We start from the raw sequence: 18,299 nt of genomic DNA, 5'->3' as shown, positions 1-18,299 counted from the left end.
GACTAGTGTTGGGGGCATGGATTTGGAACCAAAGGTGCAGTGGCGGCGGGTAGTCCTGATAATCGGAGTGCTTTCCGTTCTTGGTATGTGGGGAATGGCTATGGCCGGAAACCCCCTGCTTTTTGTCTCCCAGGGCAGTGCTTTTTCCACACCCGAGGTTCTCGTCCTGTGGGTGGTGCTGGGGGTGGCGAACATTTTGTTCTTCCTGTCGTTCTACGGCTCCAAACCGGATATTTTCCTGCTCTTGGTTCCAATCGGGGTGATGATTAACTCCGTCGGCAGTGCTGCTATGGCAGCGTTTGGGCTTCCCTTCTACATGGATACAGTTGGTTCTATGCTCGTGGGAATAGTTGGGGGGCCTGCGTTGGGGGCGTTGACGGCGGGGCTGACGTCGATGATGTGGGGCGTCTATTCACCGGACGTGCTTCCCCACGTCATGGCGGCTATCTTCGCGACGTTGATTGTGTCCGTAGCTGCTAAGGGAAAGCACCTCACCACGCTGGAACGGGTGATGGGTACGGGAGCTGTGGCCGGGTTGGTGGCAGCGGGCGTTTCTTGGCTCACCGTGTTGATGGTTCTCAATGGGGGCTCCGCGATAGGAGCCTTTTCCTTGATGAGATTCTTCGAGCTGCTGCATTTCTCCGAGCCGGTGGCGTTGCTGTTACAGTCTTTTATCTCCGACCCGATCGACAAAACCTTCAGTCTTATCGTCGCGGCGTTGGCTGTCAGGTTTGGTCCGGAGGCCATCCGGAAAATTTTCACCGCGCGCGAAAACGAGCTGGTGCTCGACCTGATTTTGCGCCGGCCCTGCGAGTTAGATGTGGAAGATGCCCCGGCCCCCTCCGCACCGCGCCGAACGGGGAGCGCCGCTGCGGGGAAACCCATGGCGGCAAGCAAATCGTCACCAAAACTTAGTTCTTCTAAGCCGGGCCCCGCAATGCGTGCGCCCGCCACGCCCAAGCCGCGGCTGCGGACTCAGCCCCCCGAAGGCAAGCACCGCAAGTAAACGGTTTGCCTAGGCTGCTGCGTAGAAGTCCTCGAAAAGGGAAGCGGGGGACAACACCGGCTGGAAGTGGTGATCAACCAGCCAGACGAAGGTGGCCGCGGTTTCTTCAGTGAGCTGGTGGACGGCGCGGATATCTTTTTCACGGAATAGAGCGCGCACCCAAGACTCTGCCGTGGCTTGCTCCACCACGTGCCCACGGGTGTCAGTTATGCGCAAGGAAACCAAGTACGTAGGAACGCGGGTTTGTCCAAAACCCCGGATCCGGGCTCTGACCACCGGGCCCACCCGGTAGCGAGTAACCGTGGCGCACAACGTCTTGGATAGCATCTGCTTGGGTGGGCGCCACGCGCCCCCGGGGCGGGCTAGGGAACGGGGATGTCTTACCGCGGTATCCAGGGTGGCCAGTATCCGCCTGTGGGCGGGGGAGTTTCCGGGAAGAGCGTGCAGGGTGGCCGGTTTCTGTGGTGCTGGTTTCTTAGAGATGTTTTTCATGCCCCTTAATATAGAACCGGTGTGCGACATGAGAGGGGATGCCCTCCAGAATAGTTCGAATACTTGTTCGAACTTGTGGTGTTTGCAGGTCTCCACGCTAAAATAACGGGGATATGACACAGCAACCTCGCCTACCCGCCCCTGCTGCCGTCCCGCGGGAGATCTGGGTGATGGTGGCCGCAGCATTCATCATTGCCTTGGGCTACGGGCTCATCGCGCCGTTGCTGCCGCAGTTTGTCGTGAGCTTTGACGTTTCCATGCTGGCGGCGGGGCTAGTGGTATCTGTGTTTTCGGCCTCCCGGCTGGTGTTCGCGCCGGCCGCCGGCGGGCTTATTGACCGCATAGGCTCCCGCCGGGTCTACATTACTGGGTTGCTGATTGTGGCCGTGACCACCGGTTTAGTGTCAGTGGCCAGCAGCTATTGGCACATTGTGGTGCTGCGCGGATTGGCCGGGGTGGGCTCGACCATGTTCACGGTCTCCGCGATAGGGATCATCGTCAAACTTGCCCCGCCCACCATCCGGGGCAGGTGCTCTGCGCTGTACGGGACGGCTTTCCTCCTGGGCAACGTGGTTGGTCCGCTGGCTGGTGCCTCCTTGTCTTTCCTTGGGTTTCGGTGGCCTTTTGTCATCTACGGCGTGGGCGTGACACTAGCTGCAGTGGTGGTGTGGTCTCTGATGCCGGCCATCGATGAGAGCATGCGCGCCGGCGGCGTTCAACCGCGGATGACCCTGAAGCAGGCATGGAAGGACACGGCCTACCGCGCGGCACTGACCTCAAACTTTGCCCACGGGTGGATAAACATGGGAGTACGCGTGTCCATCCTCCCGCTGTTCGCCGCAGCTATCTTCCACCACGGGGCGGCCATGGCGGGCGTGGCGCTGGCCGCATTTGCGGCCGGAACCGCGGTGGTCTTGCAGTTCTCCGGCAAGCTGGCAGACTCCGTGGGGCGAAGGCCCCCGCTCATTGCCGGGTTACTCGCGTGCGGGATCTTTGTGGGCGTGCTGGGGCTATCCCGCAACGCCGTGGTTCTCATCGCGGTGTCAGTCTTAGCTGGTGCGGCCTCGGGGCTGATTAACCCGGCGCAACAGGCGGCGTTGGCGGATATCGTGGGCGGCAAACGCTCCGGTGGACAGGTCATGGCTACCTACCAGATGGCCGGTGACTTCGGCCAAATCCTGGGGCCCATTGTGGTGGGAATCCTCGCGGACCGCTACGGGTTTGCGGTGGCCTTTGGCTTCTGCGCGGTAATCGCTGCGGTGGGGCTTGCTGCGTGGTGGTGTGCCCGGGAAACCTTGGATGCTGCCAGAACCAGCGCGGCTGCCCCGGCGGCCACCTAAGCGGCGGCCACCTAAGCGGCGGTCACTTAAGCGGGGTCGCTTAAGCGGAGATAGCGGCCCAATGCGTGGCCGTGATGTCATCAATTAACCGGGCCGCCACCTTGGCGGTGTGGGAATCTACGTCGAACTTCGGGTTAAGCTCCACCACGTCTACCAAGGCCAAGCGCCCGGTGGCGGCTACCGCCAAGGCGATAGCCCGGATGTGTAGTAGGGGCACTCCCAGGCCGGCCGGGGCGGAGACGCCGGGAGCCTCACTGGCCGGCAGGACATCCAGGTCAATAGACAAGTGGATAGGCTTGTCTCCTGCGGATAAATCGCGGGCCAGGCTGGCTGCCTCCGGTGGAGTTAAGGCCAAAAGTTCCTGGTCCAGGACCACCTTAGTGCCCAGGTCATCCGCTGTATCAAAAAGCACCCGGGTGTTATTAGGGGCGGAAATTCCTAACACCGTGTAGTCGAAGTTATCCGGTCCCACCAGCTCGGCGATCTGCTTGAACGGCGTGCCGGAGGTAGCTTGCGGCGCAGAACGTAGGTCAAAGTGTGCGTCAAGGTTGATAATGGCTAGCGGCTGGCCGCCACCAGCCTGGAAGGCTCCCCGGTGGGACCCAAAGGCAGTTTCATGCCCGCCGCCTAGCACCACCACCAGGTGTCCGGCCAGTCGAAGGTTTTCTACCTGCGCGGAAAGCTCCGCGTGGGCGCCTTCCAGATCCTCACCTTGCGTGGTCACGGTACCGGCGTCAAAGAGCACGCGGTCATCGTGGATGGCTAGGGACCCTAGGGCGTCCCGGAGAGCCTGCGGTCCTGCGGCCGCGCCCTGGCGCCCGCCGTTGCGCGCTACGCCTTCGTCGGAGGCAAATCCCAGCAGCGCAATACCCGGGGAATCGGGGGCAGTCCTGCTGACTTGGCTAAACCAGCGCGCGTGCTCCTTCCCGGGGCCGTCGTTGCGGCCGGACCACGTGGGGGCAGGGGCGAAGGCAGGGGCATCGGAAGTTGAGTTCATGGTCTCCAAGCGTAGCCGGTATTAGACTTGAAAACCGTGAGCTTTGCCCAAGTCCCCGCCGCGCGCAACGCGCTGGCTATCCTCAAACTGCTGTCTACGATTGACGTGCCGGTCTCCGCCAGCCGGATCCGTGCGGAACTTGAGTTGCCCAGATCCACCACCTACCACCTCCTGCACGCCCTGGTCGATGAGGGATTTGTGGTTCACCTCCCAGAAAATCAGACCTACGGGCTGGGGCTGGCTGCCTATTCCATGGCGCAGGCGTATTCCACCCAGCAGCCGTTGGTGCGGATGGTCAGCAAAGAGCTGCGCGCAATCGCGGAGATGGTATCAGGCTCCGGGCACCTATCCCGCCTGGCAGGGTCCGAGGTGGTCTACCTCCAAGAAGTTAGGGCACCCGGCGCTATGTCCCTGGTGACGGAAAAGGGGGTGCGCCTGCAGGCGCACAAGACGGCCTCCGGGCGAAGTATGATGGCGTTGCTTCCCACCGAAGAGGCCCGGGCCATCTTCGCTTTTAACGGCGAGGGTGCCGGTTGGCGCGCCATGCGCGAGCGCCTAGACGCCGTCCGCACGGCAGGTTATGAGATGGAAAATGAGGAGGTCTCCCGTGGTCAGGCCTCCTTTGCCGTGGCTATCAAAGACCACTTGGGCCGCCCAGCCGCCGCAGTGGCCGTGACCTATCCCATCAGCCGCGTGGCGGAGGCGCACAAGGCGGAAGTCCTGCACCGCCTCCAAGCAGCCGCACAGTCCGCGGGAAGGAAGATGTACGGCTCTTAAAAAAGACCGCCGGGCCGGAGGGAAACTCCTCCCCGCTGATTGCCCCGGGAGCATTTTCCTGTAACATGACTGGCAACCGCGTTAGGCTGTCGCGCGAATACCATTTACCCTCGTGCTTTTTGCACGCTTGTTTTACAAGGAGTATTCATGCCTAACCATCCCAATCCATCCGTTTCCACCGCCGTCAAAATCAGCACGGTAACCGTGGATATCGGCGCGCTGACCATCGATGAAGTGGTAGCCGTTGCGCGCTACGGCGCAAAAGTAGAGATTTCCGAAGCCGCGCTCGCTGAGATTGCTACCACCAGGAAGCGCGTTGAAGAACTAGCCACTGATCCCACGCCGGTCTACGGCATCTCCACCGGTTTTGGGGCGCTGGCGCGCCGGCATATTCCCGATGACCTGCGGGCACAGCTCCAGGTCTCCCTGGTACGCTCCCACGCCGCCGGGTCCGGGCCAGAGGTGGAACAAGAAGTGATCCGCGCGTTGATGTTGCTACGGCTATCGACCTTGTGTACCGGACGCACTGGTGTGCGCCCGGTGGTGGCGCAGACCTACGCTGAAGTTCTCAACGCCGGAATAACCCCGGTGGTACGCGAGTACGGCTCCTTGGGATGCTCCGGGGACTTGGCGCCGCTGGCGCACTGCGCCCTGGCTTTGCTGGGTGAAGGCGAGGTGCGGGTTGCCGGCGGGGATATCCAACCCGCCGGCGCAGCGCTGGCCGCAGCCGGGATTGCGCCACTTGAGCTGCGCGAAAAGGAGGGGCTGGCGCTTATCAACGGCACCGACGGCATGCTGGGCATGCTGTGCCTGGCAATTACCGACCTCCGGGCGGCTGCCAAGCTGGCCGATGTCTCCACCGCCATGACCGTGGAGGGCCTGCTGGGTTCCCTGCTGGTTTTTGCCCCCGACCTGCAGGAGCTGCGCCCACACCCGGGGCAAGCGGATTCCGCAGCTAATATCTTGACCATCGCCCAAGGCTCGGAAATCCTGGCCGCTGCCTTTGATGAGTTCAAGAAAAAGCAGGTTCAGGACGCCTACTCCGTGCGGTGTTCGCCGCAGGTTTCCGGTGGGTTCCGCGACACGCTGACGCACGCTGAACTGGTAGCCAGCCGGGAGCTGGCCGCCGCCGTTGATAACCCCGTGGTGGCCAAGGATGGTCGCGTGGTTTCCAACGGCAACTTCCACGGCGCGCCGGTGGCCTACGTCCTGGACTTTTTGGCCGTGGTTACTGCGGACTTAGCCTCTATGTCTGAGCGTCGCACCGACCGGTTCCTTGACGCCTCCCGCAACCGCGGCCTCAACGCCTTTCTTGCCGACGACCCCGGTGTGGACTCCGGCCACATGATCGCGCAATACACGCAGGCCGGCATTGTCAGTGAGCTCAAACGTTTGGCTAACCCGGCGTCGGCCGACTCCATCCCGTCTTCTGCCATGCAAGAAGATCATGTGTCCATGGGGTGGTCCGCCGCGCGGAAGCTGCGCAAATCAGTAGACGGCTTGCAGCGCGTACTGGCCATTGAAATCCTCACCGCAGCGCGCGCTATCGATATGCGCGAAGGCACCCCCGCCCCCGGCACAGCAGCGGCCATTGCCGCACTCCGTGAGACGGTAGAAGGCCCCGGTACTGACCGCTACCTTTCTCCAGAAATTGAGCGGACCGTGGACCTAGTCCAGGATGGTTCCATCCTTGCCGCCGTGGAAGATGCCGTGGGTCCGCTGCGTTAGTCGGCGCTGCGTTAGTTGGCGCTGTGCTGGTTGGCGCTGCGTTAGTCGGCGCCGTGCCAGCCCACGGCCTGCTAACCGGTGCCCTGCTAGCTAAAACTTAAGGAATTGTGCCCGCTCCGGCGGGCATTTTTCGTACCAGGTCACCCCAGTCTGGTATTTGAGACACCTAGGCGCTAATGCCTGTGGATACTTCCAGTGGCCTGGCTTACATTCGGTGGATAGAAGCTACCGCTACCCCTAGGCAACGGTGCGGATATCTAGCAAGGGACAGCCCCGGGAAACCGGCCCCTAGGTACAGCCGCACGCGGAACTTAGGGAGGCGGTCGAGGCTTTTTTACAAGTACCTGGTCGCGAACACCCTGAAAGGACACCACAACGCCATGTCCCAACCCCGCGAAGTCCGCGCCCCGCGCGGCACCGAGTTAAACGCCAAATGCTGGCAAACTGAGGCGCCTTTGCGCATGTTGATGAACAACCTTGATCCGGAGGTAGCCGAGAGGCCGGAAGACCTGGTGGTCTATGGCGGCACCGGCAAAGCCGCGCGTAATTGGGAGGCCTTTGACGCCATTGTGGACGCGCTGAAGGACCTGGAAAAGGATGAAACTCTGCTCATCCAGTCCGGAAAGCCCGTGGGTATTTGGCGCACCAACGAATGGGCCCCGCGCGTTATCCTGGCCAACTCCAACCTGGTGGGGGATTGGGCCAACTGGGAGCACTTCCGCGAGCTGGAGGAAGAGGGCCTGATGATGTACGGCCAGATGACCGCCGGTTCCTGGATTTACATTGCCACCCAGGGCATCTTGCAAGGGACCTATGAGACCTTCGCGGCCGTAGCGCGTAAGCGTTTTGGCGGCACGCTGGCCGGAACGCTGACACTGACCGGCGGTTGTGGCGGTATGGGCGGAGCCCAGCCTTTGTCCGTCACGCTCAACGGCGGAGCGGTGCTAATCGTGGATGTGGATGAAGCCCGCATGAAGCGCCGCCAGTCCAAGCGCTACCTCGACGAGGTAGTCACTGACTTGGATGAGGCGCTGGCGCTGGTACTGGCCGCCAAGGAGGAAAAGCGGGCACTGTCCGTTGGTCTGGTAGGCAACGCCGCGGAGGTATTCCCGGAGGTTCTACGCCGGCAGCGCGCCGGGGAGTTCACGGTGGACGTGGTCACAGACCAAACCTCTGCGCATGATCCTTTGAGTTACCTGCCCACTGAAATCCGGGTGGAGGACTGGCAGGCCGAAGCCAAGGCGGACCCGGCAACCTTTACCAAGAAGGCGCGGGAGTCCATGGCCGCGCAGGTCCAGGCCATGGTGGAGTTCCAGGATGAGGGCGCAGAAGTATTCGACTACGGTAACTCCATCCGCGATGAGGCCAGGCAGGCCGGCTACCAGCGCGCCTTTGAATTCCCTGGCTTTGTGCCGGCGTATATTCGCCCGCTGTTCTGCGAGGGCCTAGGTCCCTTCCGGTGGGCCGCGCTATCGGGAGACCCTGAAGACATCAAGGTCACCGACGCCGCCCTGAAGGAGCTTTTCCCGGACAACGAGCACCTGCACAACTGGTTGGACGCAGCCGAGGAATTCGTAGAATTCGAAGGTCTGCCGGCGCGTATCTGCTGGCTGGGTTATAACGAGCGCCATAAGGCCGGGCTGCTGTTTAACCAGTTGGTGCGCGAGGGCAAGGTCAAAGCACCTATCGTGATTGGCCGCGACCACCTAGATTCCGGATCTGTGGCCTCGCCCTACCGGGAAACTGAATCCATGTTGGACGGCACCGACGCCGTGGCGGATTGGCCGCTGCTCAACGCGATGACCGCCGTGTCTTCCGGGGCTACCTGGGTGTCTATCCACCACGGCGGCGGCGTGGGCATGGGCCGTTCCATCCACGCCGGGCAGGTCTCCGTGGCCGATGGCACCGAGCTCGCGGACGCCAAGCTGCGCGCCGTTCTCACCAATGATCCCGGCATGGGGGTAATCCGCCACGTTGACGCGGGTTATACCCGCGCCAAGGAAGTAGCTGACGCGCGCGGCGTGCGAATTCCGATGGAATTTAAAGCCCGCGATTAGGGCCTGCAGATGAAGGAGGAAATACGGATGTCTAACCAGCCGACACCGCAAGCACCACAAGCACCACAAGCACTGTCAACGCTGTTCACCGGTATCTCAGAGCTGCGGACTGTTTCTAAACGAGGCACCATCAAGGACGCCGCCATTGTGGTGGAAGATGGTCAAATCAGCTGGGTCGGGCCCCAATCCGGACTGGTTGAGCTGGACGCGGACTTCGGTGAGATTATCGACCTTGGCGGGCGCGCGGTGCTTCCGGGTTGGGTGGATTCCCATACCCACATGGTCTTTGACGGTGACCGCAGCGAAGAGTTTGAGGCCCGCATGGCAGGGCAGGATTACGCGGCCGGCGGTATAGCGGTGACCATGGAGGCCACGCGCCAAGCCGGCACCAACCGCCTTGAGCAGCTGGTCCGCCAACGCGTGCAGGCTGCCCATGCCGGCGGGACCACCCACTTTGAAACCAAAACCGGATATGGGCTCAGCGTTGACTCTGAGCTGGAGTCCGCCAAGGTGGCCAAGCAGTTCACCGATGACGTCACCTTCCTTGGCGCGCACCTGGTCCCGCCGGGGTCGGATGCGGAGCAGTACGTGGAGGAAGTAGTAGGCCCCATGCTTGACGCGGTGGCACCCCATGTGGATTGGATAGACGTGTTCTGCGAGCGTGGGGCCTTCAACGAGGAGCAGTCGCGCCGGGTTCTCGCGGCCGGGAAAGCGGCCGGGCTGGGGTTGCGGGTACACGGAAACCAGCTCGGTGAGGGCCCCGGTGTGGCCTTGGCGGTGGAGATGGGTGCGGCCAGTGTGGATCACGTTAATTACTTATCCGGTGGGGATGTTGCGCTCCTTGCCGGCTCGGATACCGTGGCCACCATTTTGCCGGCTTGTGATCTCTCCACGCGGCAACCTCTAGCGCCGGCCCGTCAGCTGCTTGACGCTGGCGCCACCGTTGCTATTGCCTCAAATCTCAACCCGGGGACTTCCTATACGTCTTCGATGAATTACTGCGTGACCACTGCGGTCTTACAGCAGCAGCTCACGTTGGATGAGGCGATAGCGGCCGCCACTGCGGGCGGTGCCAAGGCGCTGCGCCGTCACGACGTGGGCTTGGGCAAGGACGGATCCGGACGTCCGGCCAAAGGCACGCTGGTACCGGGCGCGGCCGCCGACTTGCACGTCCTAGATACCGCGAACGCCATCGATCTTGCGTACCGGCCGGGCATGCCCATGACCTATGCCACCTATGTGGGTGGGAAAAAGGTATTCCAAGCGCGGGAGTAGATGCCAAACCCCCGACAGTTGGCGCTTTTCCCGCGTGTTTTAAGAAAATCTGACGTGGCCGAGGGGTACGAATCCGGCGCTGACCTGTTGTCGCCCCTCCAGCGCCGGTATGGTTCCAATTACGCGCCGGTGCATGGAATCAACTCCCATGAGGGGGTTGTCGGTTACCTTGGCGCTTAATTCGTATCCACCCTGCGGCAGTGGGCGGAACCACGGATCCGCGATGGCAAATTCAACGGCGTTGAACTTAGCTCCCAAGATGACTGTGCCGCGGTAGCGCACTACGTTGTCCTGGGGGTCTGCTTCGTCGGGCTGACGGGTGAAACTTACGGTCTGCGTTCCTTGCGACATGGCCCCATTCTTGGGGTTGACGCTGCCACGAAGAACCCCGGTCACCTGGTGCATCAGCTGGGCATCAAGCAAAAGGTCAGCGGATTCTATCTCAGTGTTTGGCCCTGGCTCCGGGTTGAAGGGGATGGGGACAAATACTTCTTCACGAGCATTGACGCTGCCCGCAGCCGGATAGACGTAAACACCCCACTGCTGGCCAGCCGGCTTCTCGGGCGGATCCACCACTAGCCTTGCGGTAAAGGTCCCGTCGGCGTTCATGGGCTGGGCTACCTTCCGGATTACCCGGTGCATATTAACGGGGAATTTGGGGATGGTCTCCAAGCTTCCGGCCGGCATGACCCAGGCCATGCGGTCGTGGGGATGTTTGCGGGACTCCGGGGAGGCCCCCTTCGAAGGTTCCCAGTGCGGTTCTAGGCCCGAATATAGGACAAAGAGTCCGTTGGGAACACCGTTGGGAATGGGCATGGGGAAGCCTTCACGGTTGGCGTTGGGATCAAAGCCCTTGCCGTGAACTAGGAGGACATCACCGCGTTGGACGGATCCGATGATGGGATTGCCGTCCTGGTCAGTGACGGCCAGGGTGGGTGCTTGGCTGAGGTCAACTGAGGTAGCTATCGGTGCGGTAGCCGGGTGCGCGTTAGCTGAGGGCAGCTTAGTTGCGGCGACTCCGGCGATGAGACACGTTATACACAGTGGGAGCAGGATTTTCTTGAGCGCAATCATACTCCCCAGTTTAAGTGAGCCTTACCTGCGTTCTCCACGCTTTGTGGCGAATATCGCCTCGTGAAACTCCCGGAAATAGACGGCAAACCTCTAAACTACCGCCGCTGACCAGCCGGCCGTAGACAGGGTTCTATGTTCTATGGCATGTCGAGATGGTTGCCCAGAGGCATCCATCGGCCCTCGTAAAGCTGCCGGCCAGCTAGTTTGCTGGCGAAAGTGCGGGCGTCCGAAAGCGAGCGGAAATACGACGTGTTTTCATCCCCAGCTACCGCCCAAATTTGGGTGTCAAGCTCCACCATCATGGTGGAGTATTCCTTATTAGTCATCACTGGGTCATAACGGAGATTCCAGCGATTGATATACGCCTGAAGGCTTTCCTTAGTCGCTTCGGGAAGCGCCTTGAAGCCAGCCTCCACTGCTTCGTCTTCGCCGTTCATCAAAAACCAGTCAACCTCCACGTAGGGATAGTCGTCTTCGTATTTATGTACCGCGACAATGTTAAACAGCACCCAGGCCTTTGGGGTGCTCACTTTGAAGCACACGGTCTGCCCAGGCACAACACGGGTGTCTGCGGCCGAAAACACCGCGCTGTGTTCGTCGATTTCTGAGACAGTGAACAGGGATTGGGCGCTAGGCCGGGGATTGTTACCGAAGTAAACCACGCGGTCCCGGTGCGCGTAGGTGACCTCGTGGAAAGTAATGGGTTCCCACTCCATGAAGAAGCAGTCAACAAACACATGGCAATGCTTAATCCGAAATACGGGATTGATACCAAACCTGCGGTCGGTGAGTTTGAGCTCAGCTCCATCAAGCTTTTTGATCTGATCCTCGGCGAACATCTGCTTGTCCTTATTTTTGAAAAAGGTAAACATCCCGCCTTCGGTGGTGATGGAGAAAAAGCGTAGGGGGATGCCGTCACCGAGGCGCGGGTTATGAGTCTTCCTTGTAACTGCATCACCTTCGGGAGCCAGCCATGCCCGCATGGAGATGCGCGGATTTTTGGATTTCCTGCCGGCGAAAATTTCGGTCACCGGGTCGATGGTGGGCGTGGGGAAGGTGTCCGGGACCATCCGGTCTTTGTCGACGGGAGCCTTGGAGCCGAAAAGGTAGTACTGGGAAGGGGTTGGCATTGAACTCTCCGTTCATCGTTGCGCTGAAACTCATATGACATAACATAAAGTACCCTTTCTCCGGAGGCTTCGTGTAACTTTTGGAGGCCCGGGGGTGGGATGAGGGTAGTGGGGGGTTGCTAGGTAGTCCCGGGAGCCCGGCGTGCGGCGACAGGGGAAGTGGCTGTGATTTGTTTCACTAAAAGCCCGGGAGAGTGTTTGTTGGCTCTATTGCCAAATACTTCCGTCAGGAATGGATAAATCTGTAGCGGTAACGTAGGGTGGTTAGTGCAATGAGCATTACCGATAACGTTAACGGCGACGAAAATAAGCCGGAAGAAAACTTTACACAGTCGGAATCTCAGGAAAACTCGCAAGGTAGTGAGGCTCAAGAAGCTTCACAGGTCAATGAAAATGACACCAGGGCTGCGGCAACTTCTGAGGACACCGACGCTGAATCTAAGGATTCAGCCAATGATACCCAGGGGTTTGCAAGCCTTGGTCTGCCCGTAGAGGTACAAAAGGCAGTAACCAAGATTGGTTTCACCGAGCCTTCACCGATCCAGGCGCAGACCATCCCCGTCTTGATGGAAGGCCGCGACGTCGTGGGCCTAGCCCAGACTGGTACTGGCAAGACCGCAGCTTTCGCGCTGCCGGTTCTGTCCAAGATAGATCCCAAAAAGCGTCACCCACAAGCATTGGTGCTTGCACCTACCCGTGAGCTAGCCCTGCAGGTAGCAGACGCTATTCAGTCCTTCGCCGACCATCTTGGCCGGATTGAAGTTCTGCCTATCTACGGCGGTCAGGCCTACGGCATCCAGCTTTCCGGTTTGCGCCGTGGTGCGCAGATCATCGTTGGTACCCCGGGCCGCGTCATTGACCACTTGGAAAAGGGTTCCCTGGATATTTCCCAGCTGGAGTACCTGGTTCTGGATGAAGCAGATGAAATGCTGAACATGGGCTTCCAAGAAGACGTTGAGCGCATCCTGGCAGACACCCCGGAAGAGAAGCAGGTCGCACTGTTCTCCGCCACCATGCCTAACGCCATCCGTCGCTTGTCGAAGCAGTATCTCAACAACCCCGCTGAGATCACTGTCAAGTCTGAGACTCGTACGAATGACAACATCACCCAGCGTTTCCTCCTGACTGCTCACCGCCAGAAGATGGACGCGTTCACCCGCATCCTTGAGGTTATTGAATACGACGCAATCATCGTGTTCTGTCGCACCAAGCATGAAACCGAAGACGTAGCCACCAACCTCAAGTCCGCCGGCTACAACGCCGCAGCTATCAATGGTGATATCGCTCAGCAACAGCGTGAGCGCACCGTTGACCAGCTCAAGGATGGCCGCCTGGATATCCTGGTTGCTACCGACGTGGCTGCCCGTGGCTTGGACGTGGACCGTATCACTCACGTGGTTAACTACGACATTCCTAATGACACTGAGTCCTACGTGCACCGTATTGGCCGTACCGGCCGCGCGGGCCGCACGGGCGAGGCAATCTTGTTTGTCACCCCGCGTGAGCGCCGTATGCTGCGTTCCATCGAGCGTGTTACCAACGCGCGTCTCGAAGAGATGGACCTGCCAAGCATTGACGAGGTAAACGCAAAACGCAAAGAGCGCTTTGCAGCCTCCATCGGTGAGTCCATGGACGACTCGCAGATGGAAATGTTCCGTGGAATGCTGCGCAAGTACTCCGAAACCCACAACGTGGCTATGGACGATATTGCGGCGGCACTTGCGGTTAAACTGCAGGGTGGCAATGACTTCCTTCTCAAAGACATGCCTCAGTTCAAGAAGCGCGAGCGCTTTGACCGTGACGAACGCGGTGGACGCAACGACCGCTTTGGTGGCGACCGTGGCGGACGTGACCGTGGTGGACGCAACGACCGCGGCGGGCGTGACCGTGACCGCGAACACCGTTCCGACGCTGACTTTGATACCTACCGCTTGGATGTTGGCAAGCGCCAGAACGTGCGCCCCGGCGCTATCGTTGGTGCCCTTGCCAACGAAGGTGGCCTGACCGCCAAGGACTTCGGTCGCATTACTATTGCGATTGGACACACCCTGGTGGATCTTCCTAAGAACCTGGATGCTTCAGTGCTTTCCCGTCTGAAGGACACCCGGATTTCTGGGCAGCTCATCAACATCGCTAAGGACACCGGTCGCCCCGCACGCGACGGCGACCGTGATGATCGTGGCGGACGTGGCGGCTTTGGTGGCCGTGGCGGGCGTGACCGTGATGATCGTGGCGGACGTGGCGGCTTTGGTGGCCGTGGCGGGCGTGACCGTGATGATCGCGGTGGACGTGGCGGCTTTGGTGGCCGTGGCGGGCGTGACCGTGATGACCGTGGCGGACGCGGCGGCCGTGGTGGCTGGCGCGACTAAGCCCTAAAAACCAAATCCCGCTTGACTGCTAGTAAATACTGGCAGTCAAGCGGGATTTTTGGGTTTCGGGTCCCTTTGTTCGGAACCGTCGCTTTGTTTAACCGGTGACCAGGCAGGTGCCCGCCCGCCGGAAAGCTATTGCGGTTTCGCCTGGGCGGCCTACTTAACTCGCGTTTAGACGGCTTCTACGCTTTGTCGAGCTGGCTGCAGGCAAAAGGGGTGAGTCCTCACCGACCAACGCCTGGTATTGCTTTAAAGACTTCGGTCAATGCGCAAATGAACGCCACAATGAAACAGACGCCGCCTAGCGGTGGTAGCCCGATAACCATGAAGAGAAGACCGAGCATGGCCGCGGCCATCATCACGGTCGAGTTGGTAGACCTAGATTTGCGGATTTTGTCTTCGCTATTTTGTTGACTTCCGGAGCCCCGCATGATGGGATCCTCACTTTCTTTAACCAGCCTGATATTCCACCCTGATATCTGAATCCAAAAACAACATAAGCAGATTCCTAATCAAGCGTCAACGATTTAACCACAGCTTGTAGGTTAACGCCCGGGCCTTAGCGTCGGGTGTTTCCAGCCAGTCGGGGCAAGGAAGAGGTTTGGCTGCCCGGTTTTTCGCCAAGCGCGGGAAGGGGCGTACACCCCTGGGTTGCCGGCGCTGTTTCAGGGGCGAGGCCCGGGATGTGGCAAAAAATCCGCGTCCTTACCTGGGGTAAGAAACGCGGATTGGTGAAGAACTGTCAGCTGTCTAGAGGAACATCAAGACGGCGCAGATGACCCATAGAAGGTTGAAGATTCCGGCAAACATGGCTAGCTGTTTGCGGGATTTTTCGAAGTCAAAGGCGGTTGCGGTGCCCTTGATAGCCTCAAGGACCTTTTGCTGGCGTGGCACGATGACAAACAACAGCAGCGCCCAGGCAATAATTGCCAGAAGGATAGAAGCGTGGAATTGTCCTTGCTTGCCATAGTAGTCAAGGTCGGACAAGAAAACGCCGATGCCCAGGATAGGCACTAGCGCGGAGAACATACCGTAGGACTTGGTGATGGTGGCCAAGGTGTGAAGGGAGCCTAAGCCGCCATGGCTGGCGTCCTGGGCACCGGCAATCCGGGCGGGGAACATGGACGTGGAAACCATCACGGGGCCAATTAGGGCGATAGCCGCGATGACGTGGATGGTGATTAGCAGCGATGACATAGTGTCTAAACGCACGCCTTTCTGTTGCTAGGAAATTGTTATGATAACCGCCGGGGGCAATGTCTGGCTGCCCGGGCGTTGGAGTCAACGCCTTAGCCTAGTGATAAGGGAGGCCCCATGACCAACCGGCACGCGCGCCGCATGGTTTTTACATCCGAAGTTGTAAGGCTGAGTCGGTACTTTGCGGCCACCGCAGCCACCCGTTGGACGTACCAGCACCTCGTGGCTTTTTCCGGGGGCATCCATTGGCTGGGAAGTTGGTCTGATTTGTCCTGATTGAGGCTGCTCCCGGTTGCTACAAGATTTAGCGGGTCATTGGCAAAGGCTTTGCGGGTGCGCTCATCCCAGGCCCAGGCACCCATGTCCCAGCTGGCCGAAAGGGGGAAGACGTGATCAATCTCTACGCACTGGGTCCGGTCTCTAAGAGCTATCTGCGAGGCCGAATACGGATCAAAAAGGTAAAGGCTCCCGTTCTGGCACGGCGGGGAGGTCGCAACGGACGGTATCCCGGACTTTGTTTGGGACATAATCGCCGCCTCGCGCGCGGTGCAGTGCTCTATCCCTGGTATGCGTGCCGGCCCCCAGCCTTGGCCGTAATTCTCACGCTGATAGCCCAGCACGCGCTGGCGTTGGGCAATTACTGCTACTGAGCCAAGCGATACTTCAAGGGCGGGGAGTTGGGGGTCCGGTGCCACGGGGCGCAGCGGCGGTAGCCAGGTGTAGGCAAGGTAGCCTGCCGTGGCAATAACTAGTATCCAGGTGAAGATGGTTCTTGAGTGTTTCTCCATGCCCCTTTAGACAGGTGCCGTGGAGGATAGGTTCCGTGGGGTGCGGGCAATCGTTGGACCTGCAGGAAGATCCCGGAGCGGGCGGTGTTTGGCGCTAGGGTTTTCCCAACCCCGGTCTCCCTAGGGGTGGCCACCGCACGCAAAGGCCCGCAGCTACCCGGTGTGGGTGGCTGCGGGCCGGTGCTTATGGAAAAGCGTCGAGACTACTTGGTGCGCTTAGGGTCAACCTTGTTGAGGTCAACTTCCTCGAACGCAACGTCCTCGTTGTGGGAGACAACCTCAAATAGCGCGAGGGTCTTGTCAAATTCCTTCTTCACGGAGTGGCTAGGCTCCGCGGTCATTACGGATACCACGTAGGTCAGGATGAGGTTAACAATGAAGCCGGGGACAATCTCGTAGAGGAAATCACCCAGCGGGGACATGCCCCAGGCGATGGTGACGGCCGCGCCAGCAACCATGCCAACGATAGCGCCGGTGGAGTTCAGGCGCTTCCAGTACAGCGAGAGGATGACCAATGGGCCGAAGGCGGCACCAAAACCGGCCCACGCGAAGCCCACCAGGCCAAGGATGGAGTCAGATGGGTTGATAGCCAACACGGCGGCGATAACGGAAATGGCTAGCACCGCTAGGCGGGAGAGGTTGATGAGCTTCTTTTTGCCCAGGTCCTGTTTGAAGACGATCTTGGTGAGATCCTCGATGAGTGCGGAGGATACCACGAGCATCTGGGAGGACATGGTGGACATGATGGCCGCAAGGACGGCGGTGAGGACCAAGCCGGCGAACAGCGGGTGGAACATGATCTGGGCCATATCCAGGAAGATGGTCTCATAGTTTTCCTGGTCCGTGATGGAGTAGTCCTGGTTGGTGAAAAACACCGTGCCAGCAAGGGCGGTAAATACTGCGCCCAGGATGGACAGCGCCATCCAGGAGATGCCAATACGGCGTCCGGTTACGGCGTCCTTCGGGGTGCGCAGTGCCATGAAGCGGACCAGGATGTGGGGCTGGCCAAAGTAGCCCAGGCCCCAGGCAACGTTGCCTACGATAACGGCTAGGGAAACGCCGGAGAACATGCTGAAGTAATCAGGGTTGTCCACGGCCCCGCCGGTGCCGTAGGGGTGGTTGGAGGCGTAGGAGAAGATGTCCCCGGGGTTGTCTAGAGCCAGGATGGCCATGACCGGAACGATGACCAGGGAAAGGAACATTAACACGCCCTGAACGGCGTCAGTGTAGGACACCGCCAGGAAGCCGCCCACCAGGGTGTAGATAACGGTTACTGCTGCCACCAGCATCATGCCGGTGAGGTAGGAGCCATTAAAGGTGGATTCAAAGTAGCGGCCGCCGGCAACCATGCCGGAGGAGACATAGAAGGTGAAGAAGAAGATGATGATTGCTGCGGAGAAAATACGCAGCAGGCGGGACTTGTCCTGCACGCGGTTTTCAAAGAAGGACGGGATGGTGATGGAGTTGTTGGCCACCTCTGAATATGCGCGCAGGCGCGGGGCCACGTACTTCCAGTTCAACCAAGCGCCAACGGTTAGGCCAATGGCAATCCAGAGGGAGGACATACCGGTGAGGAATAGTGCGCCGGGAAGGCCCATGAGCAGCCACCCGGACATGTCCGAGGCACCGGCAGACATGGCTGCAACGAAGGGGTTAAGGCCACGGCCGCCAAGTACGTATTGGTCATACTCACTGGTCTTGCGGTAGGACCAGAAACCAATGGCCAACATGGCAAAGAGATAGATGATGATGGCAACGATGTACCAAGTTGAGGAATCCACGTGCACTCTTTTCTTATTTGAGAGATTGTTTGTCAGTTAAACGAATGTTAGTCATGCTACCTGCAACCTTTTATTGACGGAAACTATATTGGGGCAGGTTCGGTGCGCAAAGTGTGCTTTCCCGGAAAAATTTCTGTACCCAAACGTCCCATTTTACAGTGACGCAGTACACTCTTAATCCCAGTTGAGAGCTAGAAAACGTTGCCGTTAGCTGGGTTGGCGTCGGGCCGGGAATGGAGGGAAGAAAGATGGGGGGAAATTCCGGGGGAATAGGCCAACCGGCTA

14 protein-coding genes are annotated in these 18,299 nt (G+C 59.7%); 7 read left to right on the top strand and 7 right to left on the bottom strand.

The window, feature by feature from the left end; translation table 11 throughout:
- Positions 1-16: 16 nt before the first annotated feature.
- Positions 17-1,006, top strand: a complete 990-nt coding sequence (locus F4V58_RS07275; RefSeq protein ID WP_075734683.1) for a hypothetical protein — start codon at positions 17-19, stop codon at positions 1,004-1,006.
- Between the two features lie 9 nt (positions 1,007-1,015).
- On the opposite strand, the gene F4V58_RS07270 is transcribed toward F4V58_RS07275, so the two are convergent.
- Positions 1,016-1,498, bottom strand: coding sequence for a hypothetical protein (locus F4V58_RS07270; RefSeq protein WP_075734681.1), 483 nt, complete (start codon positions 1,496-1,498; stop codon positions 1,016-1,018).
- Positions 1,499-1,611: 113 nt separating this feature from the next.
- On the opposite strand from F4V58_RS07270, the gene F4V58_RS07265 reads away from it, so the two are divergent.
- Positions 1,612-2,838 carry an MFS transporter gene (locus tag F4V58_RS07265; protein ID WP_075734679.1) on the top strand — a complete coding sequence of 409 codons (1,227 nt, stop codon included), beginning with the start codon at positions 1,612-1,614 and terminating at the stop codon, positions 2,836-2,838.
- Positions 2,839-2,878: 40 nt separating this feature from the next.
- Here F4V58_RS07265 and hutG read toward each other — a convergent pair whose 3' ends face one another.
- On the bottom strand, positions 2,879-3,835 hold the full coding sequence (gene hutG / locus F4V58_RS07260; RefSeq protein ID WP_075734677.1) for a formimidoylglutamase: 957 nt from the start codon (positions 3,833-3,835) through the stop codon (positions 2,879-2,881).
- Between the two features lie 36 nt (positions 3,836-3,871).
- Here hutG and F4V58_RS07255 point away from each other — a divergent pair, with 36 nt between their 5' ends.
- The 4 genes from F4V58_RS07255 to hutI all read left to right on the top strand — a co-directional run bounded on the left by F4V58_RS07255 (position 3,872) and on the right by hutI (position 9,672).
- Positions 3,872-4,612, top strand: a complete 741-nt coding sequence (locus F4V58_RS07255; protein WP_075734675.1) for an IclR family transcriptional regulator — start codon at positions 3,872-3,874, stop codon at positions 4,610-4,612.
- 147 nt (positions 4,613-4,759) lie between these two features.
- Positions 4,760-6,340: a histidine ammonia-lyase gene (gene hutH / locus F4V58_RS07250; protein WP_075734673.1), complete on the top strand. Its 1,581-nt coding sequence runs from the start codon at positions 4,760-4,762 to the stop codon at positions 6,338-6,340.
- A 380-nt stretch (positions 6,341-6,720) separates the two neighbouring features.
- Complete coding sequence (gene hutU / locus F4V58_RS07245; RefSeq protein WP_075734671.1) at positions 6,721-8,397, top strand: urocanate hydratase; 1,677 nt, start codon at positions 6,721-6,723, stop codon at positions 8,395-8,397.
- A 72-nt stretch (positions 8,398-8,469) separates the two neighbouring features.
- Complete coding sequence (gene hutI / locus F4V58_RS07240; RefSeq protein WP_075736596.1) at positions 8,470-9,672, top strand: imidazolonepropionase; 1,203 nt, start codon at positions 8,470-8,472, stop codon at positions 9,670-9,672.
- Positions 9,673-9,711: 39 nt separating this feature from the next.
- Here hutI and F4V58_RS07235 read toward each other — a convergent pair whose 3' ends face one another.
- Entirely contained in the window at positions 9,712-10,746 is a 1,035-nt protein-coding gene (locus tag F4V58_RS07235) for a hypothetical protein (protein ID WP_075734669.1), read from the bottom strand.
- A 137-nt stretch (positions 10,747-10,883) separates the two neighbouring features.
- Positions 10,884-11,876, bottom strand: coding sequence for a hypothetical protein (locus tag F4V58_RS07230; RefSeq protein WP_075734667.1), 993 nt, complete (start codon positions 11,874-11,876; stop codon positions 10,884-10,886).
- A 272-nt stretch (positions 11,877-12,148) separates the two neighbouring features.
- On the opposite strand from F4V58_RS07230, the gene F4V58_RS07225 reads away from it, so the two are divergent.
- Positions 12,149-14,245: a DEAD/DEAH box helicase gene (locus tag F4V58_RS07225; protein ID WP_075734665.1), complete on the top strand. Its 2,097-nt coding sequence runs from the start codon at positions 12,149-12,151 to the stop codon at positions 14,243-14,245.
- Between the two features lie 753 nt (positions 14,246-14,998).
- Here the strand turns inward: F4V58_RS07225 and F4V58_RS07220 are convergent.
- The 3 genes from F4V58_RS07220 to putP all read right to left on the bottom strand — a co-directional run bounded on the left by F4V58_RS07220 (position 14,999) and on the right by putP (position 18,014).
- Positions 14,999-15,445 (bottom strand): DUF2269 domain-containing protein, encoded by a 447-nt coding sequence (locus tag F4V58_RS07220; RefSeq protein ID WP_075734661.1) that lies wholly within the window; start codon positions 15,443-15,445, stop codon positions 14,999-15,001.
- Between the two features lie 92 nt (positions 15,446-15,537).
- The gene (locus F4V58_RS12875; RefSeq protein ID WP_075734659.1) at positions 15,538-16,233 is read right to left on the bottom strand and encodes an HNH endonuclease family protein; all 696 of its coding nucleotides are present in this window, start codon (positions 16,231-16,233) and stop codon (positions 15,538-15,540) included.
- A 203-nt stretch (positions 16,234-16,436) separates the two neighbouring features.
- On the bottom strand, positions 16,437-18,014 hold the full coding sequence (gene putP, locus F4V58_RS07210; protein WP_075734657.1) for a sodium/proline symporter PutP: 1,578 nt from the start codon (positions 18,012-18,014) through the stop codon (positions 16,437-16,439).
- Positions 18,015-18,299: the final 285 nt, after the last annotated feature.

Origin of the sequence: Corynebacterium phocae (assembly GCF_008693075.1) — a bacterium.
GTDB classification, from domain to species: domain Bacteria; phylum Actinomycetota; class Actinomycetes; order Mycobacteriales; family Mycobacteriaceae; genus Corynebacterium; species Corynebacterium phocae.
Note: the sequence above shows the minus strand (reverse complement) of the source record. Positions and strands in the feature narration are given on the sequence as shown.